Here is a 23,690-nt window from a genome sequence, read left to right on the forward strand (position 1 = left end):
TACACTTATTGTGGATTGCGCGGCTTACGTTTTCACCACATATGATGGATAATGACGGGGAAACTGAGAGACCCGACTCTTTTAATCTTTCAAGGAGCAAAGAATGTTAATTCTGACTCGTCGAGTTGGTGAAACCCTCATGATTGGCGATGAGGTTACGGTCACTGTGCTAGGGGTAAAAGGCAACCAGGTGCGTATTGGTGTGAACGCCCCCAAAGAGGTTTCAGTTCACCGTGAAGAAATCTATCAGCGCATTCAGGCAGAGAAGTCTCAGCAGACGACTTACTGATTCCGAAGCAGCGTCTCGTTGCCAGACGAGACGCTACTGCATCGTTTTACCCACTTCTTTCGTTCTCCCCTCTCTTTTTCGTGATTATTTTCCCGGTGAGTTTCCTGCTTTATTGCTGCAGACGTTGCGGTTGCCTGTTGATAAAACGCCCTTTTTGCCGTGAAATCGCCCATGTTGGGTGTGAATTGTGCAAACGCGCATGAGTTGGGAAAAATTGTTTGACTTAAAAGTCGGAGAAAGTAATATGTGCGCCACGCAGTGCCGATGAGCTTCTCTAAAGCAAGTTAGGCACAATTCGAAAGAAGCGTATGGTGAGGTGGCCGAGAGGCTGAAGGCGCTCCCCTGCTAAGGGAGTATGCGGTCAAAAGCTGCATCCGGGGTTCGAATCCCCGCCTCACCGCCATTTGCATCCGTAGCTCAGCTGGATAGAGTACTCGGCTACGAACCGAGCGGTCGGAGGTTCGAATCCTCCCGGATGCACCATATTTTGCAGTATGGTGGGGTAGTAACAACGTACCATACGGTATCAAAAAAGAATTCCTGTGCATCCGTAGCTCAGCTGGATAGAGTACTCGGCTACGAACCGAGCGGTCGGAGGTTCGAATCCTCCCGGATGCACCATTCTTAATCTCATTCGTCGCGAAGAAAAATCTTCATGCGGGTGAGAGGAAAAAAGTGTTACCAGGGAGGATAACGTTGCTTCAGCAACGGCCCGTAAGGTGAGGCGCTAGCGCCGAATCATCCTCCCGGATGCACCATTCTTAAAGCCTGGCTTTATTAGCAAAGCCGGCACGCGGTAAAAATAGTAATGCATCCGTAGCTCAGCTGGATAGAGTACTCGGCTACGAACCGAGCGGTCGGAGGTTCGAATCCTCCCGGATGCACCATCTAAGAGAAGCCCGCCTTAGCGGGTTTTTGCTTTTCTGTTATTCGTGAAACAGACAAGCGGCAAAAACAGTCATGCATCCGTAGCTCAGCTGGATAGAGTACTCGGCTACGAACCGAGCGGTCGGAGGTTCGAATCCTCCCGGATGCACCATGTTTAACCTCCCGTATCGCGAAGAGAAATCGTCATGCGGGTGGTAAAAAGAAAGTGTCCTTGGGGAGGATAACGTTGCTTTAGCAACGGCCCGCAGGGTGAGGCGTTGGCGCCGAATCATCCTCCCGGATACACCATCTAAGAGAAACCCGCCTTGGCGGGTTTTTCGCTTTTCAGCATTCAGCCATTCTCTCTTCACTCCTTTCCTGCTTTGCACCCGAACGCTCACAGCACATTCCGCTATGACGCAGTCAGCGACAACCCAACGGCTTTACGCTAAAGTAGTTTTCTTTCCTCAACGATCATGGAGTAACGATGTACGACCGCTATCAGGGTCTTATTTTCGACATGGACGGCACGATTCTGGACACCGAGCCAACGCACCGCAAAGCGTGGAGTGAAGTGCTGTCGCGTTATGGCATGACGTTTGATGAAGCGGCTATGGTGGCGCTGAGTGGTTCACCGACCTGGCGCATCGCTCAGGCGATTATCGCCAGCCACCAGGCCGATCTCGATCCCCATCATCTGGCGGCGGAGAAAACCCGCGCGGTGGAGGCGATGCTGTTGGACAGCGTACGCCCGTTGCCGCTGATCGAGGTGGTAAAATCCTATCACGGTCGCCGTCCGATGGCGGTCGGTACCGGCAGCGAGCACCGCATGGCGGAAATGCTGCTGCGTCATCTCGGCCTGTTCAACTGCTTCGACGCGATCGTCGGTGCGGACGACGTACAGCGCCATAAACCGGAGCCGGACACCTTCCTGCGTTGCGCCGAACTGATCGGCGTGCCGCCGGAAAAGTGCGTGGTGTTTGAAGACGCCGAGTTCGGCATTCAGGCGGCAAAAAGCGCCGGTATGGACGTGGTAGACGTTCGCACGCTGTGAGTAGTACGCTAGCCGTAATATCGTTATTTGGCAGCAGCTTCCTCAGTGCGACGCTGCTGCCGGGAAATTCAGAAATCGTTCTGGTCGCTTTGCTGACCCAGAGTCGCGTCTCGCCGGAATTGCTGGTGCTGGCCGCGACCCTGGGCAACACGCTGGGCGGCTTGACCAATGTCATTATCGGGCGCCTGTTACCGGCGTTGAAACCACAGCGGGGGCTGGCAACGGCGCTCGGGTGGCTGCAACGCTTCGGCCCGGCTGCGCTGTTGCTCAGTTGGGTGCCGGTGGTGGGCGATTTGTTGTGCGTGTTGGCAGGTTGGCTGCGCATGCCCTGGGGCTCTGTCGCGCTGTTTCTGTGTATCGGAAAGGCGCTGCGTTACATCGTTTTGACTATGATAACGGTACAGGGCATCGCCTGGTGGCAGTAACCAAGTGAATATAACTCAATATTCTCTCGGGTGCGGATTCAGTATGCTTACGAGTTATTGTTTTTAGAAGCGGGAGGTCAATTTGATCCCGGACGTATCACAGGCGCTTTCTTGGTTGGAAGCCCATCCTCAGGCATTAAAAGGCATTCGTCGCGGCATCGAGCGTGAAACGCTGCGAGTCACGCCGAACGGCACCTTGGCGACTACCGGGCATCCGGAAAAGCTGGGGGCGGCATTGACGCATCACTGGATCACCACGGATTTCGCCGAGGCGCTGTTAGAGTTCATTACGCCGGTTGATGACAATATCGATCACCTGCTGACGTTCTTGCGCGATATTCATCGCTACGTGGCGCGCAATATTGGCGATGAACGCATGTGGCCGCTCAGCATGCCGTGCTTTATCGAAGCCGAGCAGGATATTGAGCTGGCGCAGTTCGGTTCTTCGAACATCGGCCGCATGAAGACGCTGTACCGCGAAGGGTTGAAGAATCGCTATGGCGCGCTGATGCAGACCATTTCCGGCGTGCACTACAACTTCTCGCTGCCGCTGGAGTTTTGGCAGGCCTGGGCCGGCGTGCAGGACGCAGAAAGTGGTAAAGAGCAGATCTCGGCGGGGTATTTCCGTCTGATCCGCAACTACTACCGTTTCGGTTGGGTGATCCCGTATCTGTTCGGCGCATCGCCGGCCATTTGTTCTTCGTTCCTCAAAGGGCGCGAGACCACTCTGCCGTTCGAACGCACCGAGCAGGGGATGTGCTACCTGCCGTACGCCACCTCGCTGCGTCTGAGCGACCTGGGTTACACCAACAAGTCGCAAAGTAATCTGGGCATCACCTTCAACGATCTGCACAGCTATGTGGCCGGTTTGAAGCGGGCGATCGTTACGCCTTCCGAAGAGTTCGCCAAGCTGGGCGTGAAAGAGGGTGATCGCTATCTGCAGTTGAACAGCAACGTGCTGCAAATCGAGAACGAGCTGTATGCGCCGATCCGGCCGAAGCGCGTGACCCAAAGCGGCGAGACGCCGTCAGACGCGCTGCTGCGCGGCGGTATCGAATACATCGAAGTGCGTTCGCTGGATATCAACCCGTTCTCGCCGATCGGCGTGGATGCGGTGCAGGCGCGTTTCCTGGATCTGTTCCTGGTGTGGTGCGCGCTGGCCGATGCGCCGGAGATGAGCAGCGATGAACTGCTGTGCACGCGCAAGAACTGGAACCGGGTGATTCTGGAAGGGCGCAAACCGGGCCAGACCATCGGCATCGGCTGTGGCGCCAGCCATGAACCGCTGGAAAAAGTGGGCAAGGCGCTGTTCGCCGATCTGCGTCGGGTCGCGGAAGTGTTGGACGGCGAAGCCGGCAACCGTCAATACCAGCAGGTGTGCGATGAGCTGGTCGCCGCGTTTGACGACCCTGAGCTGACTTTCTCCGCGCGCATTCTGAAGGCGATGAAGGCGGAAGGCACCGGACGCGTCGGTCTGCAGCTGGCGGAGCAGTATCGCCAGACATTGCTGGAAGAACCGTTGGAAATCCTGAACGAAGCCGAGCTGGATAAAGAGCGGGAAGCCTCTTGGCAGCGTCAACGCGACATAGAAGCCAATGATACGCTAAGCTTTGAAGCGTTCCTGAAGCAAAACGGCGGAAGCTGAAAAAGAAAAAGGCCACATCAATGTGGCCAAATATGCATCTCTGATGACAGGGATGATGATAACAAATGCGCGTCTTTCACATACTCAGACTCGCAGGGTTGGAAAAGGTTTCCCGGTTAGGAAAAAAAGTTTCGAAATAAATGCTCTTTTACGAGGAGGTAGCGAAATGCCATTGCTGGATAGCTTTACCGTCGATCATACCCGTATGGCAGCCCCGGCTGTCCGCGTTGCGAAAACCATGAAAACGCCTCATGGCGATACCATCACGGTATTTGATCTGCGCTTTTGCCGCCCGAACCTGGAAGTGATGCCCGAACGCGGCATTCACACGCTGGAACACCTGTTCGCCGGCTTTATGCGCGACCACCTGAACGGCCAGGGCGTGGAGATTATCGACATCTCCCCAATGGGCTGTCGCACCGGTTTCTACATGAGCCTGATCGGCGTGCCGGAAGAGCAGCGCGTTGCCGATGCCTGGAAAGCGGCGATGGCCGACGTGCTGAAAGTGACCGACCAGCGCAAGATCCCTGAGCTGAACGAGTACCAGTGTGGTACCTACCACATGCACTCGCTGGAAGAAGCGCAGGAAATCGCCAAGCACATTCTGGATAACGGCGTGGTGGTGAACCACAACGACGAACTGGCGCTGCCGAAAGAGAAGCTGCAGGAGCTGCATATCTAACCGTACGTTTCCCGCAGAGACAAAAAAGACGCGATTTCGCGTCTTTTTTACGTTCTGGCGGAGGGTTAGTGATGGCCGATGCTGGACTGCAGCGAGGTGATCGGCGTGACCCGCACCTGTTTGATCATATTGCCCTGCACGTCGAGAATGTCGATATCGTAATGGCCGATACGCACCCGGGTGCCGATTTCGGGGATCTCTTCCAGTTCTTCCAGCAGCATGCCGTTGACGGTGCGAGCTTCATTGGCGGGTAAAGTCCAGTTAAAGGCCTTGTTCAGCTCCCGCACGTTGGCGGTGCCGTCGATCAAGACCGAGCCGTCGCTCTGCGGCGTGACTTCTTCCGCCAGCGTCGGCGACATCGAGGTGGTGAAGTCGCCGACGATCTCCTCGAGGATGTCTTCCACCGTAACCAGGCCCTGAATGTCGCCGTACTCGTCGACCACGATGCCGACCTTCTCCTTGTTGCGCTGGAACTTCACCAGCTGCACGTTGAGCGGCGTGCCTTCCGGTACGAAGTAGATCTCATCGGCGGCGCGCAGCAGGTTCTCTTTGTTAAACTCTTTTTTCTCGGTCATCAGACGGTAGGCTTCGCGCACGCGCAGCATGCCGATCGCGTCGTCCAGCGAGCTGCGATACAGCACGATGCGACCGTGTGGCGAGTGGGTCAGCTGGCGCATGATCGACTTCCAGTCGTCGTTGACGTCGATGCCGACGATCTCGGTGCGAGGCACCATGATGTCGTTGACCGTCACCTTTTCCAGGTCCAGCACCGAGATCAGCATGTCCTGATTGCGGCGGGAGATCTGCGACTGGGATTCACGCACGATGGTGCGCAGCTCATCCTTGCTGACGGCGTCGCTGATGCGCACGTTGGTGCGAATGCCGAACAGGCGCAAGGTCAGGCTGGTGATGCCGTTGAGCAGCCAGACCAGCGGGAACATCACCTTTTGCAACGGGGCCAGCAAGACGCTGCTGGGGAAGGCGATGCGTTCCGGATAGAGCGCGGCGAAGGTTTTCGGCAGCACCTCAGCGAACAGCAGCACGGCGAAGGTCAGCACGCCGGTCGCAATCGCCACGCCGAGATCGCCATACAGCCGCATGCCGACGATGGTCGCCAGCGCCGAGGCGAGGATGTTGACCAGGTTGTTGCCGATCAGCACCAGGCCGATCAGCCGATCCGGTTTTTGCAGCAGCTTCTCCACCCGGCGCGCCGAACGGTTACCCTGCTTGGACAGGTGGCGCAGGCGATAACGGTTGAGCGTCATCATGCCGGTTTCGGAGGCGGAGAAGTAAGCGGAGACCACGATCATGATCACCAGGATAATGATGAGGGTCCCCGTCGACACATGCTCCAATGCAGTATTCCTTATAGAGAGGGAAAGTTGAACCGGGCTGGCTCAGCGCACCATCACCTGCTGAATCAGACGGCTGCCGAAGTAGGCGAGCGTCAGCAGGAAGGCGCCGGCGAAGCTGAACCAGACGACGCGGCGGCCGCGCCAGCCTTCATGGTAATGGCCCCACAGCAACACGATATACACGAACCAGGCCATGATCGACAGCACGGCTTTATGCACGTTTTCTTTGCTGAACAGATTATCCATGTACAGCAGGCCGGTGCACAGGGTGAGCGTCAGCAGCACCACGCCGATCTGGGTGATATGGAACATCTTGCGCTCGATGCTCATCAGCGGCGGCATGTCGGCGCTAAAGGTCAGCTTCTTGTTTTTCAACAGGTAGTCGAGCCAGGCGAGCTGTAAGGCGTAGAGCGCGGCGATGATAAGGGTGGCGTAAGAGAACAGCGCCAGGCCGATATGCACCATCAGTTCCGGGCTGGCTTCCAGATGAGTGATGAACTCGCCGGGCATGAAGCTGGCGAAGGCCAGATTGATCATCGCGAAGCTGTAGACGATCGGCAGCAGGAACCAGCCGCGATCGCGCGAGGCGACGAAGGTCATCACCGAGCAGATGATCAGGCTGACGATAGAACCAATGTTCAGCAGGCTGAGATTCTGCCCGGCGCTGACGTCAAAGATGCGCTGCTGCAGCGCGATGGCGTGGCAAATCAACGCCACCACCGCCGAGACGAGGGCGAGCCGACGGTATGCGCTGTTCTTCCGCAACAAGCTGGGAATGATCAGTCCAAGGCTGAGCAGGTAGGCCATCAAAGCCACAATGGAGAAAACTGGCATAACGTTTAATTTTGCTTCGGCGTGGTTAATTGGAGTGTCAGTATAGCGTTGCGCGCGTTTCACTCCAACCTATCTCCAACGCTGAGGCAGAGATCCTGCGCGCTTCGTGTTATCATCGGCGCAATTGTGTCGCCGGAGCGGCCTGTCATTACACGTTGAGCATGAGACGATGTTTGAAAATTTAACCGATCGATTGTCGCGCACGTTGCGCAATATCAGCGGCCGCGGGCGGCTGACCGAAGAGAATATCAAGGAAACCCTGCGTGAAGTGCGTATGGCATTGCTGGAAGCGGACGTTGCGCTGCCGGTGGTGCGCGACTTCATCAACCGCGTCAAAGAGAGCGCGGTTGGCCATGAAGTCAACAAAAGCCTGACGCCGGGGCAGGAGTTCGTCAAGATCGTCAAGGGCGAGCTGATCGCCGCGATGGGCGAAGTCAACACCGAGCTGAATCTGGCGGCCCAGCCGCCGGCGGTGGTGCTGATGGCGGGCCTGCAGGGCGCCGGTAAAACCACCAGCGTCGGTAAGCTCGGCAAGTTCCTGAAAGAAAAACAGAAGAAGAAAGTGTTGGTGGTTTCCGCGGACGTTTATCGCCCGGCGGCGATCAAACAGCTGGAAACGTTGGCGGAAGGCGTCGGCATCGACTTCTTCCCGTCTGACGTCAAAGAAAAACCGATCGACATCGTCAATCGCGCGCTGCAACAGGCCAAGCTGAAGTTCTACGATGTCCTTATTGTCGATACCGCCGGCCGCTTGCACGTTGACGAAGCGATGATGGACGAGATCAAACAGGTACACGCGGCGATCAAGCCGGTGGAAACCCTGTTCGTGGTCGACGCCATGACCGGCCAGGACGCCGCCAATACCGCCAAGGCGTTTAACGAAGCGCTGCCGCTGACCGGCGTGGTGCTGACCAAGGTCGACGGCGATGCGCGCGGCGGTGCCGCGTTGTCCATCCGCCATATCACCGGCAAGCCGATCAAGTTCCTCGGCGTCGGCGAGAAGACCGAAGCGCTGGAGCCGTTTTACCCGGATCGCGTGGCATCGCGCATCCTGGGCATGGGCGACGTGCTGTCGCTGATCGAAGATATCGAAAGCAAGGTCGACCGCGAGCAGGCGGAGAAGCTGGCCAACAAGCTGAAGAAGGGCGACGGTTTCGATTTGACCGACTTCCTGGAGCAGCTCAAGCAGATGCGCAACATGGGCGGCATGGCCAATATGCTGAGCAAGCTGCCGGGCGCCGGCCAACTGCCGGACAACGTCAAGTCGCAGATGGACGACAAAGTGCTGGTGCGCATGGAGGCGATCATCAACTCGATGACGCTGAAAGAGCGCGCTAAACCGGAAATCATCAAGGGCTCGCGCAAGCGTCGCATCGCGATGGGGGCCGGCATGCAGGTGCAGGACGTCAACCGCTTGCTGAAGCAGTTCGACGAAATGCAGCGTATGATGAAGAAGATGAAAAAAGGCGGTATGGCGAAGATGATGCGCGGCATGAAAGGTATGATGCCGCCGGGCTTCCCTGGCCGCTGACGGGCTTCCGCACGCTGAGTGCGGGCGCTTTCAGCATTCGCCGTTCGCGGTGAAAACCGTCCGAAATTTGGCAGGCTGCAAAAGTTGTCCCCTGCGATCGACGCTTTAGATTGCTTTTTGCGCCAAAATGAGTAAAATTTTCGGGCTTTTTATATTGCAACCGGGCCCCGTCCCTCAATGGGGCCCGGCTGTTTTATTAACTAAAGAGGATGTTATGGTAACAATTCGTTTGGCACGTGGCGGCGCTAAAAAGCGTCCGTTCTATCAAGTAGTAGTGACCGACAGCCGCAACGCTCGTGATGGTCGTTTCATCGAGCGCGTAGGCTTCTTCAACCCGATCGCTTCCGGTCAGGCTGAAGCACTGCGTCTGGACCTGGACCGCATCGAGCACTGGGTTGGTCTGGGTGCAACCGTTTCTGATCGCGTTCACGCGCTGATCAAAGACGCTAAGAAAGCAGCTTAATCTGTCGCGGTGGTGGCAATGAGCAAGCAACTCAAACCGGTAGCGCCGATCGCGCCGATTGTACTCGGTAAAATGGGTTCCGCTTACGGCATTCGTGGTTGGCTCAGAGTGTTTTCATCCACCGAGAACGCCGAAAGCATTTTTGACTATCAGCCGTGGTTTATCCAGCAGGCGGGTCAGTGGCAGCATATCGAGTTGGAAGACTGGAAGCGCCACAGTCAGGATCTGATCATCAAAGTCAAAGGCATTGACGATCGGGACGCGGCGAATCTGCTGACTAATCGCGAGATTATGGTGGATTCCGATCAACTTCCTCCGTTGGAGGGTGATGATTACTACTGGAAAGACCTGATGGGCTGCCAGGTAGTCACCTCCGCCGGCTACGAGCTGGGTAAAGTCATCGATATGATGGAAACCGGCTCGAACGATGTGATGGTTGTGAAAGCGAACCTGAAAGATGCGTTCGGCATGAAGGAGCGGTTGATTCCGTTTCTTCATGGGCAGGTTATCAAGAAAGTCGATCTCACTGCTCGCGTGATTGAGGCAGATTGGGATCCTGGTTTTTGACCCCCGGATCAAACGGTCGAAGCAAGTGGAATAACGGTAAGGGGATTGGCTTGTGTTCATCGGTATTGTAAGCCTGTTTCCTGAGATGTTCCGCGCTATCACCGATTACGGGGTGACTGGCCGGGCAGTAAAAAATGGCCTGCTGAGCGTGCAGTGTTGGAGTCCTCGCGACTTCACCTACGACCGGCATCGCACCGTGGACGATCGCCCTTACGGCGGCGGCCCGGGAATGCTGATGATGGTGCAACCTTTACGGGAAGCCATTCATGCGGCGAAAGCAGCGGCAGGCGAGGGAGCAAAGGTGATTTATCTGTCACCTCAGGGGCGCAAGCTGGATCAAACCGGCGTGTGCGAACTGGCGGCCAATCAGAAGATGATTCTGGTGTGCGGCCGTTACGAAGGGATAGACGAGCGCGTAATCCAAACCGAAATTGACGAAGAATGGTCAATCGGCGACTACGTTCTCAGCGGCGGGGAACTGCCGGCGATGACCCTGATTGATTCAGTCGCCCGTTTCATACCGGGTGTGCTGGGCCATCAGGCCTCAGCGGAGGAAGACTCCTTCGCCGACGGATTGCTGGACTGCCCGCACTATACCCGCCCCGAGGTGTTGGAAGGGATGGAGGTACCGCCGGTTCTGCTGTCGGGCAACCATGCCGAGATACGTCGCTGGCGCTTAAAGCAGTCGCTGGGCCGAACCTGGCTTAGAAGACCTGAACTTCTAGAAAGCCTAGCTCTGACTGACGAGCAAGCGGTGTTGCTGGCTGAGTTCCAACGGGAACATCAGGCCAGGCAACAGGACTATGAAGGAAACGTCTGACATCAGACGGGACCGATATATCAGTTTACCTAGGGTAAGAGACATATTATGAGCAACATTATTAAGCAACTTGAACAAGAGCAGATGAAACAAGACGTACCTGCATTCCGTCCGGGTGATTCCGTGGAAGTGAAGGTATGGGTCGTTGAAGGTAGCAAAAAACGTCTGCAGGCATTCGAGGGCGTGGTTATCGCTATCCGTAACCGCGGTCTGCACTCTGCATTCACTGTTCGTAAGATTTCCAACGGCGAAGGTGTTGAGCGCGTATTCCAGACTCACTCCCCAGTAATCGACAGCATTACTGTTAAACGTCGTGGTGCCGTTCGTAAAGCTAAACTGTACTACCTGCGTGAGCGTACTGGTAAGGCTGCTCGTATCAAAGAGCGTCTGAACCGCGTTGGCTAACGCTGCATCCAAAAGTTAATAGTTATCAGGGGTTGGCATTATGCCAACCCCTTTTTTATCTGAAAAATCTATCACGTTGCATTTGCGAGGCCTTAGCTGCCTGGCCGCGACATTAAAAAGCTTCCATCAACAGGCTTTTGGCATTACAGCGCGGCGGCGCTTTGTTTATGTTGATTCTCCGGCGGGTGCGGCTGCGCCGGGACAATATCATCGCCAGGTTTGACGATCACCCGTGCAACGGACTCGTGCGTGGCGAACGTGCAGCTGCAATTGATGTTGCGGCATTGATGGTAACGCTCTTTGGTCGACTCGCTCAGATAGCGGCTGGAGCGAGTGTGGGCCACGTGACCGCATAGTGGACAGTGCATCATAAGAACCCCCTTGAACAAATTAAGTGAAATTGGTGTGGCATCATCCTTTGGCGAGCGAACTCGTCATCATGAGGCAATGCCCTGCAAGCACAGTGCGCGTTCCATGGCGCGTCGCTGTTCCAGCCCTTTGTTTTTCTTTCCGTTTACGTAAACCCAGCGTGGCAGCTGATCGCAGGCCTGCCGCCACTGGCGCTGTTGCAGCAGCGCGACCAGCGTAGAGTGGCAGGCTGCGCTGACGCCCACATTGAAAGCGAAGGCGATCGCCGCATCATAGGTTTGTTGCGAGAGCGTATCCGGCAGGCAGGCGGCCATGCCGCGCTCGGTGCGGCGAACATCGTCGACCAAATCCATCGCGGCTTTGTGTTCATCGATCGCTTTACCAGGGATGACGCCAGCGGTGTGCCCAATGCCCTGCGTCCACACCCCGGCGCTGCACTGGTAAGGCGACAGGCGGCAACCTTCGAGATCGGCGATCAGCCTGAGGCCGGCTTCTGAGGTTTGCAGCTCGCCAAATGACGGCAACAGCACGGCGATGGCCAAAACGGCGGCGACGCTGCAGCGCTTAACGGTTGCACTCATCGTAAATTTTCCTCCGCGATGTCGCATTGCGCTCAATGGCCTTCAAGATCTGCAGGCTTTTACGTCGGTAGTACCAGTTCACCAGAAACGTGCCGATGCCTACCGCCGCACCGACTAAAAAGGCAATGTCCTGCGGAGACAGCTTGCCGAGCCAGGCGAGAAACAGCGCCATGGCGTAGGTGATGAATGAGGTTATTTTCTCCATAGCCTTATGCTCGCTTCGTTTACAGAATCTCGGGAGCCGGAGGCATCAATGCGAGACAGCTCGCTATCGATATCCATCATGCTCCTGGCCTGTATGATAATTACTGTATATGCATACAGTATTAAGCTATTTGCTAAAGTCGTCAATGGGTGAGGTGAATATTTTTAGCAGATTGTGCAAAAGAGGGGGGGCGGCATAAAAAAAGCCCATCGATGATGGGCTTCGAGAAATAATGGGGGAGATTACAGGCCGTAGACCAGAGTGACCGAGGTGGTGGTATCTGTGTTCTTCGGCGCCGAGGCCGGCGGTTTGCTGTTGTAGGTCACGGTGTAAGCCACGCGCAATGAGAAGCGATCGTTGATCGCCACGTTCAACGCGCTTTCCGAGTTCAGCGTGGTTTCTTCGTTCGCCAGCGCGGAAACGCCCTGAATGAACTTGGTGTTGTCGGTCAACTGATAGGAATAGTTGGCCGCACCGTAGGCCAGCCCCTTGGTCGAGCGGCCGCCGCCATGGTATTCGTCATGGCGCACGCCGGGACCGAATTCCACCCGCAGGTCACTGAGTGGCCCGTTAAGGAGTTGACGGCCGTAGCCGCCGGTCAGCGTGGAGCGTGAGTCGTAACCGTTGAAACGGTCACTCAGCCAGCTGGCCTGACCGAACAGGTAGTTGCGATCGGTCAGGTTATAGCGCGTACGGCCACCGGCCTGGTATTTTTCGGACGAGCGCACGTTGGAGGAAGTGGTGTTGTTGGCCGCCCCCCACAGGCTGTACGCCGCGTCACTGTTGAACCAGGTCATGTTGGTGTTGGCCAACAGGGTGGAGCTCTGCGAGTTACCTGACTGGGCGTTATAGCCCGCCTGCACGTTGCCTTCGAACGGTTTCTTGGCGGTGGCCGGATCGTCCATCGCGGTGAAAAGCGTATTGTCGGCAAGGGCTGAAACACTGGTGAAAGTCGTTAAGCAGCAAATATACAGCGGAAAAGCGCGACGAGCGCGAGAAGAGAGCATTTTGGATCCAGTTGTTAAGGGGAGTTATTGTTGATGACGGTCACATTATATCGGTTCATTTCGGCGACAAAAATAGCCGCCATTAGCTTAAGTTTTTAATTTTTATCCCTCATTTATTCGCTTTTCTTCTACTTAAAATCATCGCTTTTGGCGGCATTTCGTGCTGATCCTGCTTCGCACAGGCGTCGGTGCCGAGATGGGCCGTGCATCCTCGCTGTAAAATTTAATGTACAAATATGTTTACATTCATTGGCTTTGTTAGGCATGAGGGGTTATAGCATGGTGATGGGTTTTTTATTTGTTTAATTGGTTGTATTTGTTGTATTTAAACCAATTTCAGTAACCCTTTTTCAAAGGTGATTTAATCAAGATAATGACGGTAATCTTTTATTTACGGAAAATGGATTGAAAACTTTACATATCGTGATAGGGTAGAGCCCTGAAACGCTCAATGTTCCATTTCAACGCATAACGCCAAACGACAGGAATAGCATCATGCAAAAAGACGCGCTCAATAACGTACACATCAGTGCAGAACAGGTTCTCATCACGCCGGAGGAGCTGAAGAACCAGTTCCCGCTCAGCGCCGACGACGAAAATGAGATCGCCACTGCGCGCAACACTATCGCCAACATTTTGCAGGGGCACGATCATCGCCTGTTGGTGGTATGCGGGCCTTGTTCGATCCACGATCCGGACGCGGCGCTGGACTATGCCCGTCGTTTGAAAACCCTGGCGGCTGACTTGAGCGATCAGCTGTATATCGTTATGCGCGTCTACTTTGAAAAACCCAGAACCACTGTCGGCTGGAAAGGTTTGATCAACGATCCGTACATGGACGGTTCGTTTGACGTTGAGGCAGGCTTGCATATCGCGCGTCGCCTGTTGCTGGATCTGGTGGGCATGGGCTTGCCGTTGGCTACCGAAGCGTTGGATCCGAACAGCCCGCAGTACCTGGGCGATTTGTTCAGCTGGTCGGCGATCGGCGCGCGTACCACCGAATCTCAGACCCACCGAGAAATGGCCTCCGGCCTGTCGATGCCGGTCGGGTTCAAAAACGGCACCGATGGCAGTCTGGGCACTGCCATCAACGCCATGCGCGCCGCTGCCATGCCGCATCGCTTCGTCGGCATTAACCAGGCAGGCCAGGTTTGCCTGCTGCAGACTCAGGGCAACCCGGATGGGCACGTGATCCTGCGCGGCGGCAAAACTCCGAACTACAGCGCTGAGCACGTTGCGGCCTGTGAAAAACAGATGCTTGAGGCGGGACTCCACCCGTCCTTGATGATAGATTGCAGCCATGGCAACTCGAATAAAGACTATCGCCGTCAGCCGGCGGTGGCCGAGTCCGTGGTGGAGCAGATCAAAGCGGGCAACCGCTCAATCACCGGCATTATGCTGGAGAGCCATCTGCATGAGGGCAACCAGTCTTCCGAACAGCCGCGTGCAGACATGCGTTACGGTGTGTCCGTCACCGACGCCTGCATCAACTGGGAGAGCACGGAAACCCTGTTGCGCCATATGCATCAGGAACTCGGCGCTGCGCTGGCGGCCCGCACGGGAGAAAAGTAAGTTATGGTGGCAGAACTGACCGCACTGCGCGATCAAATCGATGAGGTGGATAAAGCGCTGCTGGGTCTGCTGGCGAAACGCCTGCATCTGGTAGCGGAAGTGGGCGAAGTCAAAAGCCGTCATGGCCTGCCGGTTTACGTACCGGAGCGCGAAGCCGCGATGCTGGCCTCGCGCCGCCAGGAGGCGGAAAACCTCGGGGTGCCGCCGGATTTGATCGAGGACGTTTTGCGCCGCGTGATGCGCGAATCGTACGTCAGCGAGAACGATAAAGGTTTTAAAACTTTGTGTCCGCAGCTGCGGCCGATCGTCATCATCGGCGGCAACGGCCAGATGGGACGGCTGTTCAACCGCTTGCTGACGCTGTCGGGTTATCAGGTCAGGGTACTGGATCAGGAAGATTGGCCGCAGGCGGAACAGCTGCTGGCAGACGCCGGCATGGTGATCGTCAGCGTGCCGATCCACGTGACCGAGCAGGTGATAAGCCGCCTGCCGACGCTGCCTGCCGACTGTATTCTGGTGGATTTGGCGTCGGTGAAGAACCGCCCGTTGCATGCGATGTTGGCGGCGCACAGCGGCCCAGTGGTGGGGCTGCACCCGATGTTCGGCCCGGACGTGGGCAGCGTGGCGAAGCAGGTGGTGGTTTACTGCGACGGCCGCCAGCCGGAGGCTTACCAATGGTTGCTTGAACAGCTGCAGGTGTGGGGCGCGCGGCTGCATCGCATCAGCGCGGTCGAACACGATCAGAACATGGCGTTTATTCAGGCGCTGCGGCACTTCGCCACCTTCGCCTACGGGTTGCATCTGGCGGAAGAGAACGTGCAGCTGGAGCAGTTGCTGGCGCTCTCCTCGCCGATCTACCGGCTGGAGCTGGCGATGGTTGGCCGCCTGTTTGCGCAGGATCCACAGCTTTATGCCGATATCATCATGTCGTCGGAGGAAAACGTGGCGCTGATTAAACGTTACTACCAGCGCTTCGGCGAGGCGATAACGCTGTTGGAGCATGGCGACAAACAGGCGTTTATCGACAGTTTCCGCAAGGTGGAGCACTGGTTCGGCGATTACGCCCAGCGCTTCCTGGTGGAGAGCCGCACGCTGTTGCGGCAGGCTAACGACAGCCGGCAGTAAAACGCGGGCGGTAAACGTAAAAGGTTCGGCCTGGCCGAACCTTTTTTTATGGTTTCAGGATGGGTTGACCGGCACCACGGTGTCGCTCGGGTAGCAGCCCAGGACCTTCAGCGAGCGGGTGATTGGCGCCAGATCGCGCAGCGCTTTTTGCATCGCGTCGGCACGCAGATTGGCCTGCACATCGATATAAAACATCTCTTCCCACGGATTGCCGTTGATCGGGCGTGATTCCAGTTTGGTCATGATGATGCCGTTGTCGCGCAGAACCAGCAGCGCTTCGACCAGCGCGCCGGATTGTTGGCCGGTCGCCATGATCAGCGTGGTTTTGGCCGGCACCTGTTCAGATACGTCGATCGCTTTGCGCGCCAGGACGATGAAGCGAGTGATGTTCTGCTGCTGGTTGGCGAGGTTGTGTTCCAGCACCTGCAGCCCGTACAACGCGCCGCCGGCCTCACTGCCCAGCGCCGCCACCTTCGGCGAATTCAGCTTGGCGACTTTCTCCATCGCCGCGGCGGTGCTTTCGGTGTACTCGATTTTCCAGTGCGGGAAGCGGTTAAGGAACTGGCTGCACTGTTGGAACGGCTGCGGGTGGCTGTAGACGGTTTCAATCTGGCCCAGGTCGCTGTCGCCGGCCACCAGAACACAGTGGTCGATCGGGTTGGTCAGTTCGCCGACGATCGACAGGCTGGTGTGTTGCAGCAGATCGTACACCTCGTTAATCGAGCCGGAGCTGGTGTTCTCGATCGGCAGAATGGCATAGTCCGCCTGACCGGTTTCCACCTGGGCGAAGATATCCTGAAACTTTTGGCAGCCGCATTCGATCAGCCGATCGAAATGGCGGGCAGCGTATTGGCGTGCCGCCAGATGCGAATAAGAGCCTTTCGGGCCGAGGAAGGCGATGCGGGCGGAGTGTTGGCTGACGGGGTTGAGCTGGTTCTGCAGCAGCGCCTGTTGGGTCAGGACGGAATCTTCGATAATCAGTTGAAACAGACGGGTGACGTAGAAGCCGTCCAGGTCGTAAGGTTTGGCGGCGGCGATCAGCGCATCCAGCAGATCGCGTTCGCGCTCTTTGTCGCGGATCGGACGATGAGAGTGCAGCTTGGTCTTGCCGACTTCGATCGCCAGCTCACGGCGTTCCGCCAGCAGGGCCAACAGTTTCAAGTCCAGTGCGCTGATGCGCTCGCGCAGCACCAATAACGGGTTGTCAGTCATAATCAGCTTCCGCCTTCAGTTCTTATTCGTTGTAAAACAGCCATAAAAAAAGCCCCCTGTCTCCAGGAGGCCTTATTGTTCGTCTTCGCATTCTTTCTCACACGACGAAACGCCTCCCAGTCAGGGGAAGGTAAAAAAGAATGCGAAGAAAAACGGTGTGCGTGGCATGGTCTACCTAAGGTTAATGCGAACAGGTTTTAAAGTAACCGTTGGTTTTTACCCCGTCAACAAAAATACCCGACAAAAAACGCGCCCTCGGGCGCGTTTGATGCGGCAATCGCTGTCGGACGGTTATTCCTGCTCTTGCGTGACTTCCGGCACGATGTCTTTCACGCTGGCGTTGCAGCGGCGCGCTTCGCCTTTGTGCTGCACTTTGTTCAGCTGGCGCTCCAGCTTGGCGATCAGCTCATTAACGGCGGTATACATGTCATCATGTTTGGCGCTGGCGACCAGCGGGCCGTTAGGCGTGGTAATGGTAGCATCGGCGACAAACCCTTGCGGTTCTTTGGATAAGACGATATGCGGGTTAATCAGCTGGGTCTGCCATTTTTCCAGTTTGGTGAGACGGTCTTCGACGTGATTGCGGATTGCGGGAGTGATATCCATTTGTTTGCTGGTAATGTTCAATGTCATATAACTTACCTCTCTGTCTTTCCGTCTTGGTGAATCCAGCATACCCCGCTTTTTGTTTAAATGCGTGATGTAAATCACGATTTTTTGTCACTTTTTGCAAAGTTAGTTCAATCTGTGATTCAGCATTTGAATTGGCTATCTAATGCTTGAGAGTTGCCGCCGGATGGCGCATTATCGATGAGTTGACCGGTGAGGAGTACTAGCTAACACCGTGTTTTTACTTGTGTATTTTTCCAGTGAAAACCAGGTCGACGCCAATGAAAACGGCAGCCTCGGCTGCCGTTTGGTTTTTCTGCCGTTGCCGACGCGCGCTTATTGCGGGTTGGCGGCGATCACTTTGGCCACTTTGTCAGCCTGGCCGTTCAGCTGCAGCTGCTTGTAGGCATTTTCCATCAGCGGCAACACGTCGTGCGTCGCCTTGGTATCCGGGAATTCACGCAACATCTGCTCGGCGCGATTAACGACCGCGACGTAAGCACCGCGTTTAGTGTAGTATTCCGCCACCGAAAGCTCATACTTGGCCAAACGGTCTTTCAGATACACCAAACGCTTGTTGGCGTCGGTCGCGTATTGGCTGTTCGGGTATTGCTGAATCAACTGGCTGAAGTCGCGGAACGCAGCGCGAGCGTGCTGAGGATCGCGGTCCGAACGGTCAACCCCGAAGAAGCCCTGCAGCGCGCTGTCATCGAGCGCCATGTCGGTCAGACCGCGCATGTACATCACGTAATCGATGTTCGGGTGCGTCGGGTTCAGACGCATGAAGCGATCGATGGATGCCTGAGCCATCGGCAAGTCGGCGGCCTTATAGTAGGCGTAAATCAAATCCAGCTGGACCTGCTGGGAATACGGCCCGAAAGGATAGCGGTTATCTAACGCTTCGAGTTGCGTAATCGCGCCCTTGAAGTTACCGTCCTGCAGTTTTTGCTGCGCGGTAGCATAGATTTCCGAAGGTGGGTTGTCGGGAACCGCATCCTTGGATGTGGAGCAACCTGCCAGCGCCAGGCTCAACGTGGCTGCCGCCACCAGATATTTCATACGCGTCATGACGTTTTGATTATCCTCAGGGTGTTATTCCGGGAGACTGTCCGTTAAGCTCCCGACAAAGACCAGGTACAATAGCACATTATATTAAACGGCATCGCCGTGAAAACCCAACGTTAACGAAGAAGCTGCATATGGCACAACAAGTACAACTCACCGCAACGGTGGCCGAATCTCAACTCGGACAACGTTTAGATCAGGCTTTGGCCGAATTGTTCCCTGATTATTCACGATCTCGCATAAAAGAGTGGATCCTGGGCGATCGGGTGAAGGTCAATGGCAAAACGTCAAACAAACCGAAAGAGAAGGTGCTGGGCGGAGAGGCCGTCGCCATCGATGCACAGATTGAAGAAGAGGCGCGTTGGGAGCCACAGGATATCGCGCTGGATATCGTCTATGAAGACAGCGACATCCTGGTGATCAACAAACCGCGCGATTTGGTGGTGCACCCTGGCGCCGGTAACCCGGACGGCACGGTGCTCAATGCGCTGCTGCATCACTACCCGGAAATTGCCGACGTGCCGCGTGCCGGCATCGTGCACCGTCTGGACAAAGACACCACCGGCCTGATGGTGGTGGCGAAAACCGTGCCGGCGCAAACCCGGCTGGTGGAAGCGCTGCAGGCGCGTGAAATCACCCGTGAATACGAAGCGGTCGCGATCGGCACCATGACGGCAGGCGGCACGGTAGAGGAGCCTATCGCGCGCCACTCCACCAAGCGCACTCACATGGCGGTGCACCCGATGGGTAAACCGGCGGTGACGCACTACCGCATTATGGAGCACTTCCGTGCGCATACCCGCCTGCGTTTGCGCCTGGAAACCGGCCGTACTCACCAGATCCGCGTGCACATGGCTTACATCAGCCATCCGCTGGTGGGCGATCCGCTGTACGGCGGCCGTCCGCGTCCACCAAAGGGCGCTTCGGAAGCCTTCATCAACACGCTGCGCGGCTTTGACCGCCAGGCGCTGCACGCCACCATGCTGCGTTTGTATCATCCGATCAGCGGCATCCAGATGGAGTGGCATGCGCCGCTGCCGCAGGACATGGTCGATCTGATCAACGCGCTGAAGGCGGACACCGAAGAATTCAAAGATCAGATGGACTGGTAATGAGCTCGCTCATTCTGCCTGACTGGCCGTTGCCTACCGGGGTTAAGGCCTGCAGCACCACGCGTGGCGGCGGCGTTAGCCTGCCGCCTTATGACTCGCTGAACCTCGGCACCCACGTCGGTGATGAGGCGCAAGCGGTGACACGCAATCGGGAACGTTTGGTTACCGCCGCCGGTTTGCCGCAGATGCCGGTGTGGCTCGAGCAGGTGCACGGTACTCGCGTGGTGACGTTGACGGGGAAAGCGCCCGCCGATCTGCGGGCGGATGCGGTGTACAGCAATGTGCCGGGGCAGGTGTGCGCCGTGATGACGGCGGATTGTCTGCCGGTGCTATTCTGCTCGCAGCACGGTGACGAAGTGGCTGCCGCCCACGCCGGCTGGCGCGGGTTATGCCACGGCGTGCTGGAGCAAACCGTGGCGGCGTTCAGCGCCGCGCCGGGTCAGATCAGCGCCTGGTTGGGGCCGGCGATCGGCCCACAGCAGTTTGAGGTCGGGCCGGAAGTGCGCGCCGCTTTCATGGCGGAAGACGCCGAAGCCGCGGCGGCGTTTACGCCGCACGGCGATAAGTTTTTGGCTAATATCTATTTGCTGGCTCGCCAACGTTTGTTGCGAGCGGGCGTGCAGGCCATCTATGGCGGCGACCGCTGTACGGTTAACGAAACGAGTCATTTTTTCTCCTATCGGCGCGATGGAATAACCGGACGTATGGCAAGTTTAATCTGGCTGATATAACCTATTGAATTAGGACGATCCAACGACGCATGGCGTTGTACCGAAAATTTAGCGTCGAGATAACCTTGAAAATTTGAGGGATGACCTCATTTAATCTCCAGTAGCAATTTCGACCCATCTTGGAGGTGTTATGCGTCTGGATCGTCTTACCAACAAATTCCAGCTTGCCCTCGCCGATGCCCAGTCACTAGCCCTTGGGCACGACAACCAGTTTATTGAACCGCTACATCTGATGAGCGCCCTGCTCAATCAGGAAGGGGGCACGGTTCGTCCACTATTAACTTCCGCAGGTATCGATGCCGGGCGCGTGCGTACCGAAATCGAACAGGCGCTGTCCCGTTTACCGCAGGTAGAAGGCACCGGTGGCGACGTTCAGCCGTCCCACGAGCTGGTGCGCGTCCTGAACCTGTGCGACAAGCTGGCGCAGAAGCGCGCGGACAAATTCATTTCTTCCGAGCTGTTTGTGCTTGCGGTGCTGGAAGACCGCGGCTCGTTGACCGATTTGTTGAAAGCGGCCGGCGCAACGGCCGACAAAATCAGCAAAGCCATTGAACAAATGAGAGGCGGTGACAGCGTGGAAGACCAAGGCGCCGAAGACCAACGGCAAGCATTGAAGAAATACACCATCGATCTGACCGAACGTGCCGAGCAGGGCAAACTTGACCCGGTGATTGGCCGTGACGAAGAGATCCGCCGCACCATTCAGGTGCTGCAACGCCGCACCAAAAACAACCCGGTACTTATTGGCGAACCTGGCGTGGGTAAAACCGCCATCGTCGAAGGCCTGGCGCAGCGCATCATCAACGGCGAAGTGCCGGAAGGGTTGAAACACAAGCGCGTATTGTCCCTCGATATGGGCGCTTTGATCGCCGGCGCCAAATATCGCGGCGAGTTTGAAGAGCGTCTGAAAGGCGTGCTTAACGATCTGGCCAAGCAGGAAGGCAGCGTGATCCTGTTTATCGACGAACTGCACACCATGGTCGGCGCCGGTAAGGCGGATGGCGCAATGGATGCGGGCAACATGCTCAAGCCGGCGCTGGCGCGCGGCGAGCTGCACTGCGTCGGTGCCACCACGCTGGATGAGTATCGTCAATATATAGAGAAGGATGCGGCCCTCGAACGTCGTTTCCAGAAAGTGTATGTGGCGGAGCCGAGCGTGGAAGACACTATCGCTATTCTGCGCGGCCTGAAAGAGCGTTACGAACTGCACCACCACGTGCAGATCACCGATCCGGCCATCGTGGCGGCGGCAACGCTTTCGCACCGTTATATCGCCGATCGTCAATTGCCGGACAAGGCTATTGACCTTATCGACGAAGCGGCGTCCAGCATTCGCATGCAGATGGACTCCAAGCCTGAATCGCTCGACAGGCTTGAGCGCCGCATCATTCAGTTGAAGCTGGAACAGCAGGCGCTGAATAAAGAGTCGGACGACGCCAGTAAGAAACGCCTGGAAATGCTCAGCGATGAGCTGGGGCAGAAAGAACGCGAATATTCGGAGCTGGAAGAAGAGTGGAAAGCGGAAAAAGCGTCACTCTCCGGTACTCAGAACATCAAGGCGGAACTTGAGCAGGCCAAAATCACCCTGGAGCAGGCGCGCCGCGTCGGCGATTTGGGGCGGATGTCTGAACTGCAGTACGGCAAGATCCCTGAGCTGGAGAAACAGCTCGCCGCTGCCACCCAGGCCGAAGGCAAGAGCATGAAGCTGCTGCGTAACCGGGTAACCGATGCGGAGATTGCCGAAGTGCTGGCGCGCGCGACCGGGATCCCGGTGGCCAGAATGCTGGAAGGCGAGCGCGACAAGCTGCTGCGCCTGGAGCAAGAGCTGCGTTCACGGGTGATCGGCCAGGACGAAGCGGTCAGCGCGGTCTCTAATGCTATCCGCCGCAGCCGCGCCGGGTTGTCCGATCCTAACCGGCCGATCGGTTCGTTCCTGTTCCTTGGCCCGACCGGGGTGGGGAAAACCGAGCTTTGCAAGGCGCTGGCTTCGTTCTTGTTCGACAGCGACGACGCCATGGTGCGTATCGACATGTCCGAGTTTATGGAGAAACACTCCGTTTCGCGTCTGGTCGGCGCGCCTCCGGGCTATGTCGGCTATGAAGAGGGCGGCTACCTGACGGAAGCCGTGCGCCGCCGGCCTTACTCGGTGATCCTGCTGGATGAAGTCGAGAAAGCGCACCCGGACGTGTTCAACATCCTGCTGCAGGTGTTGGATGACGGCCGCCTGACCGATGGCCAAGGCCGTACCGTCGATTTCCGCAATACCGTGGTGATCATGACGTCCAACCTGGGGTCGGATCTGATCCAGGAGCATTTCGGTCAGATGAACTACGCGCAGATGAAAGAGTCGGTGATGGAGATGGTGAGTCACCACTTCCGTCCGGAATTCATCAACCGTATCGATGAAGTGGTGGTGTTCCATCCGCTGGGCGAGAAACACATTGCTGCGATCGCCAAGATTCAGCTGTCGCGTCTGTACAAGCGTTTGGAAGAGCGCGGTTACGAAGTAACCATGACCGAGCCTGCTCTGGCGCTGTTGAGCAAAACCGGTTACGACCCTGTGTATGGTGCGCGTCCGTTGAAACGCGCTATTCAGCAGGAGATCGAGAACCCGTTGGCGCAGCAAATCCTGTCCGGCAAGCTGATCCCCGGCAAGCTGGTGACGCTGGATGTGGAAAACGACCATATCGTTGCACGCCAATAACGGCAATTAAGCCTATTAAAGATGAAAGGGAGCGGGTGACCGCTCCCTTTTCTTTATCTTCGTTTGCTCCTGTTTGCAGGGTTTGCCGCTATTACTGCGCTAAAACCGGTGTTTTTTGACTAATAAACATCCTAAAAAGGCATTTTTGGTGATTATTTGAACGCTTGAAAAGTTTTTTGCAATTAGGGGTTGCGGCCTGCCGAGAACTCCCTATAATGCGCCTCCACTGACCGGGAACAACGACTGACAAGCCGCCGGGTCAGCGAGAAGAAAGCGAAATAAACGCTTGACTCTCCGGGCGAAAAGCGTAGTATACGCAGCCCGCGCCGATGAGTTTCTCGGCACTGCTCTTTAACAATTTATCAGACAATCTGTGTGGGCACTCCACAAGACGATATCCAGCATCTTCGGATGCAAAAAAATATCAAGTCTTGAAGAGTGACTAACTGAAGTAAAATTCA

The 23,690-nt window shown here is 56.5% G+C and carries 25 protein-coding genes, 5 tRNA genes and 1 other annotated feature; of the genes, 20 read left to right on the forward strand and 10 right to left on the reverse strand.

What is annotated here, in order from left to right; all coding sequences use genetic code 11:
• The first annotated feature begins 103 nt into the window (after nucleotides 1–103).
• The 10 genes from csrA to luxS all read left to right on the forward strand — a co-directional run bounded on the left by csrA (nucleotide 104) and on the right by luxS (nucleotide 4,962).
• A complete protein-coding gene (gene csrA, locus ACJ8IJ_RS17195; RefSeq protein ID WP_004091602.1) occupies nucleotides 104–289 on the forward strand; it encodes a carbon storage regulator CsrA in 186 nt (61 codons plus the stop codon).
• Between the two features lie 310 nt (nucleotides 290–599).
• A tRNA-Ser gene (locus tag ACJ8IJ_RS17200) sits at nucleotides 600–692 on the forward strand.
• Between the two features lie 3 nt (nucleotides 693–695).
• Nucleotides 696–772: transfer RNA gene (locus ACJ8IJ_RS17205), tRNA-Arg, on the forward strand.
• A gap of 61 nt (nucleotides 773–833) precedes the next feature.
• Nucleotides 834–910 (forward strand) — tRNA-Arg (locus tag ACJ8IJ_RS17210).
• 189 nt (nucleotides 911–1,099) lie between these two features.
• Nucleotides 1,100–1,176, forward strand: a tRNA-Arg gene (locus ACJ8IJ_RS17215).
• Between the two features lie 75 nt (nucleotides 1,177–1,251).
• Nucleotides 1,252–1,328: transfer RNA gene (locus ACJ8IJ_RS17220), tRNA-Arg, on the forward strand.
• Nucleotides 1,329–1,643: 315 nt separating this feature from the next.
• Nucleotides 1,644–2,210 (forward strand): fructose-1-phosphate/6-phosphogluconate phosphatase, encoded by a 567-nt coding sequence (gene yqaB, locus ACJ8IJ_RS17225; protein WP_004932523.1) that lies wholly within the window; start codon nucleotides 1,644–1,646, stop codon nucleotides 2,208–2,210.
• Nucleotides 2,207–2,635, forward strand: a complete 429-nt coding sequence (locus ACJ8IJ_RS17230) for a YqaA family protein (protein ID WP_025159656.1) — start codon at nucleotides 2,207–2,209, stop codon at nucleotides 2,633–2,635. Before yqaB ends, ACJ8IJ_RS17230 begins: the two co-directional genes overlap by 4 nt.
• An 82-nt stretch (nucleotides 2,636–2,717) precedes the next feature.
• Nucleotides 2,718–4,280 carry a glutamate--cysteine ligase gene (gene gshA, locus ACJ8IJ_RS17235; protein WP_044029641.1) on the forward strand — a complete coding sequence of 521 codons (1,563 nt, stop codon included), beginning with the start codon at nucleotides 2,718–2,720 and terminating at the stop codon, nucleotides 4,278–4,280.
• 166 nt (nucleotides 4,281–4,446) lie between these two features.
• The gene (gene luxS / locus ACJ8IJ_RS17240; protein WP_004932513.1) at nucleotides 4,447–4,962 is read left to right on the forward strand and encodes an S-ribosylhomocysteine lyase; all 516 of its coding nucleotides are present in this window, start codon (nucleotides 4,447–4,449) and stop codon (nucleotides 4,960–4,962) included.
• A gap of 65 nt (nucleotides 4,963–5,027) precedes the next feature.
• On the opposite strand, the gene ACJ8IJ_RS17245 is transcribed toward luxS, so the two are convergent.
• Complete coding sequence (locus ACJ8IJ_RS17245) at nucleotides 5,028–6,317, reverse strand: HlyC/CorC family transporter (RefSeq protein ID WP_015376704.1); 1,290 nt, start codon at nucleotides 6,315–6,317, stop codon at nucleotides 5,028–5,030.
• A 42-nt stretch (nucleotides 6,318–6,359) separates the two neighbouring features.
• Nucleotides 6,360–7,151 carry a cytochrome C assembly family protein gene (locus ACJ8IJ_RS17250; RefSeq protein ID WP_004932506.1) on the reverse strand — a complete coding sequence of 264 codons (792 nt, stop codon included), beginning with the start codon at nucleotides 7,149–7,151 and terminating at the stop codon, nucleotides 6,360–6,362.
• 169 nt (nucleotides 7,152–7,320) lie between these two features.
• Here ACJ8IJ_RS17250 and ffh point away from each other — a divergent pair, with 169 nt between their 5' ends.
• The 5 genes from ffh to rplS all read left to right on the forward strand — a co-directional run bounded on the left by ffh (nucleotide 7,321) and on the right by rplS (nucleotide 10,937).
• A complete protein-coding gene (gene ffh / locus ACJ8IJ_RS17255) occupies nucleotides 7,321–8,682 on the forward strand; it encodes a signal recognition particle protein (RefSeq protein WP_004932504.1) in 1,362 nt (453 codons plus the stop codon).
• Nucleotides 8,683–8,896: 214 nt separating this feature from the next.
• Nucleotides 8,897–9,145, forward strand: a complete 249-nt coding sequence (gene rpsP, locus ACJ8IJ_RS17260; protein ID WP_004932501.1) for a 30S ribosomal protein S16 — start codon at nucleotides 8,897–8,899, stop codon at nucleotides 9,143–9,145.
• A gap of 18 nt (nucleotides 9,146–9,163) precedes the next feature.
• Nucleotides 9,164–9,712: a ribosome maturation factor RimM gene (gene rimM / locus ACJ8IJ_RS17265; protein ID WP_004932489.1), complete on the forward strand. Its 549-nt coding sequence runs from the start codon at nucleotides 9,164–9,166 to the stop codon at nucleotides 9,710–9,712.
• 52 nt (nucleotides 9,713–9,764) lie between these two features.
• Nucleotides 9,765–10,532, forward strand: a complete 768-nt coding sequence (gene trmD / locus ACJ8IJ_RS17270) for a tRNA (guanosine(37)-N1)-methyltransferase TrmD (protein ID WP_004932485.1) — start codon at nucleotides 9,765–9,767, stop codon at nucleotides 10,530–10,532.
• Nucleotides 10,533–10,580: 48 nt separating this feature from the next.
• A complete protein-coding gene (gene rplS / locus ACJ8IJ_RS17275; protein ID WP_004932484.1) occupies nucleotides 10,581–10,937 on the forward strand; it encodes a 50S ribosomal protein L19 in 357 nt (118 codons plus the stop codon).
• Between the two features lie 143 nt (nucleotides 10,938–11,080).
• Here the strand turns inward: rplS and ACJ8IJ_RS17280 are convergent, their stop codons facing one another.
• From ACJ8IJ_RS17280 to ACJ8IJ_RS17295, 4 genes are all read right to left on the reverse strand, one after another.
• Nucleotides 11,081–11,308: an ogr/Delta-like zinc finger family protein gene (locus tag ACJ8IJ_RS17280; protein WP_016929021.1), complete on the reverse strand. Its 228-nt coding sequence runs from the start codon at nucleotides 11,306–11,308 to the stop codon at nucleotides 11,081–11,083.
• 66 nt (nucleotides 11,309–11,374) lie between these two features.
• Nucleotides 11,375–11,887: a lysozyme gene (locus ACJ8IJ_RS17285; RefSeq protein ID WP_015376709.1), complete on the reverse strand. Its 513-nt coding sequence runs from the start codon at nucleotides 11,885–11,887 to the stop codon at nucleotides 11,375–11,377.
• Nucleotides 11,871–12,092 (reverse strand): HP1 family phage holin, encoded by a 222-nt coding sequence (locus tag ACJ8IJ_RS17290; protein WP_004932472.1) that lies wholly within the window; start codon nucleotides 12,090–12,092, stop codon nucleotides 11,871–11,873. The genes ACJ8IJ_RS17285 and ACJ8IJ_RS17290 overlap by 17 nt, the downstream gene beginning before the upstream one ends.
• Nucleotides 12,093–12,334: 242 nt before the next feature.
• On the reverse strand, nucleotides 12,335–13,099 hold the full coding sequence (locus ACJ8IJ_RS17295) for a DUF481 domain-containing protein (protein WP_004932469.1): 765 nt from the start codon (nucleotides 13,097–13,099) through the stop codon (nucleotides 12,335–12,337).
• A gap of 495 nt (nucleotides 13,100–13,594) precedes the next feature.
• Here ACJ8IJ_RS17295 and ACJ8IJ_RS17300 point away from each other — a divergent pair, with 495 nt between their 5' ends.
• Together ACJ8IJ_RS17300 and tyrA are read left to right on the forward strand one after the other, a co-directional pair.
• A complete protein-coding gene (locus tag ACJ8IJ_RS17300) occupies nucleotides 13,595–14,671 on the forward strand; it encodes a 3-deoxy-7-phosphoheptulonate synthase (protein WP_131165245.1) in 1,077 nt (358 codons plus the stop codon).
• Between the two features lie 3 nt (nucleotides 14,672–14,674).
• The gene (tyrA, locus tag ACJ8IJ_RS17305; protein ID WP_004932463.1) at nucleotides 14,675–15,796 is read left to right on the forward strand and encodes a bifunctional chorismate mutase/prephenate dehydrogenase; all 1,122 of its coding nucleotides are present in this window, start codon (nucleotides 14,675–14,677) and stop codon (nucleotides 15,794–15,796) included.
• A 54-nt stretch (nucleotides 15,797–15,850) separates the two neighbouring features.
• Here the strand turns inward: tyrA and pheA are convergent, their stop codons facing one another.
• From pheA to bamD, 4 genes are all read right to left on the reverse strand, one after another.
• Nucleotides 15,851–17,008, reverse strand: a complete 1,158-nt coding sequence (pheA, locus tag ACJ8IJ_RS17310; protein ID WP_442518852.1) for a bifunctional chorismate mutase/prephenate dehydratase — start codon at nucleotides 17,006–17,008, stop codon at nucleotides 15,851–15,853.
• A 42-nt stretch (nucleotides 17,009–17,050) separates the two neighbouring features.
• Nucleotides 17,051–17,177 (reverse strand) — a sequence feature (Phe leader region).
• Nucleotides 17,129–17,176: a hypothetical protein gene (locus tag ACJ8IJ_RS17315; RefSeq protein ID WP_101428074.1), complete on the reverse strand. Its 48-nt coding sequence runs from the start codon at nucleotides 17,174–17,176 to the stop codon at nucleotides 17,129–17,131. Its footprint overlaps the feature before it by 48 nt.
• Nucleotides 17,178–17,299: 122 nt before the next feature.
• Nucleotides 17,300–17,641, reverse strand: coding sequence for a ribosome-associated translation inhibitor RaiA (raiA, locus tag ACJ8IJ_RS17320; protein ID WP_004932457.1), 342 nt, complete (start codon nucleotides 17,639–17,641; stop codon nucleotides 17,300–17,302).
• A gap of 312 nt (nucleotides 17,642–17,953) precedes the next feature.
• Nucleotides 17,954–18,685, reverse strand: a complete 732-nt coding sequence (gene bamD / locus ACJ8IJ_RS17325; RefSeq protein WP_004932456.1) for an outer membrane protein assembly factor BamD — start codon at nucleotides 18,683–18,685, stop codon at nucleotides 17,954–17,956.
• Between the two features lie 131 nt (nucleotides 18,686–18,816).
• On the opposite strand from bamD, the gene rluD reads away from it, so the two are divergent.
• From rluD to clpB, 3 genes are all read left to right on the forward strand, one after another.
• Nucleotides 18,817–19,794: a 23S rRNA pseudouridine(1911/1915/1917) synthase RluD gene (rluD, locus tag ACJ8IJ_RS17330; RefSeq protein WP_025159659.1), complete on the forward strand. Its 978-nt coding sequence runs from the start codon at nucleotides 18,817–18,819 to the stop codon at nucleotides 19,792–19,794.
• Nucleotides 19,794–20,525 carry a purine nucleoside phosphorylase YfiH gene (gene yfiH / locus ACJ8IJ_RS17335; RefSeq protein ID WP_015376712.1) on the forward strand — a complete coding sequence of 244 codons (732 nt, stop codon included), beginning with the start codon at nucleotides 19,794–19,796 and terminating at the stop codon, nucleotides 20,523–20,525. The genes rluD and yfiH overlap by 1 nt, the downstream gene beginning before the upstream one ends.
• A 130-nt stretch (nucleotides 20,526–20,655) precedes the next feature.
• On the forward strand, nucleotides 20,656–23,229 hold the full coding sequence (gene clpB / locus ACJ8IJ_RS17340) for an ATP-dependent chaperone ClpB (protein WP_442518853.1): 2,574 nt from the start codon (nucleotides 20,656–20,658) through the stop codon (nucleotides 23,227–23,229).
• The last annotated feature ends 461 nt before the right edge of the window (nucleotides 23,230–23,690 follow it).

This window comes from Serratia sp. CY40230, assembly GCF_052168835.1.
Classification (GTDB): domain Bacteria; phylum Pseudomonadota; class Gammaproteobacteria; order Enterobacterales; family Enterobacteriaceae; genus Serratia; species Serratia nematodiphila.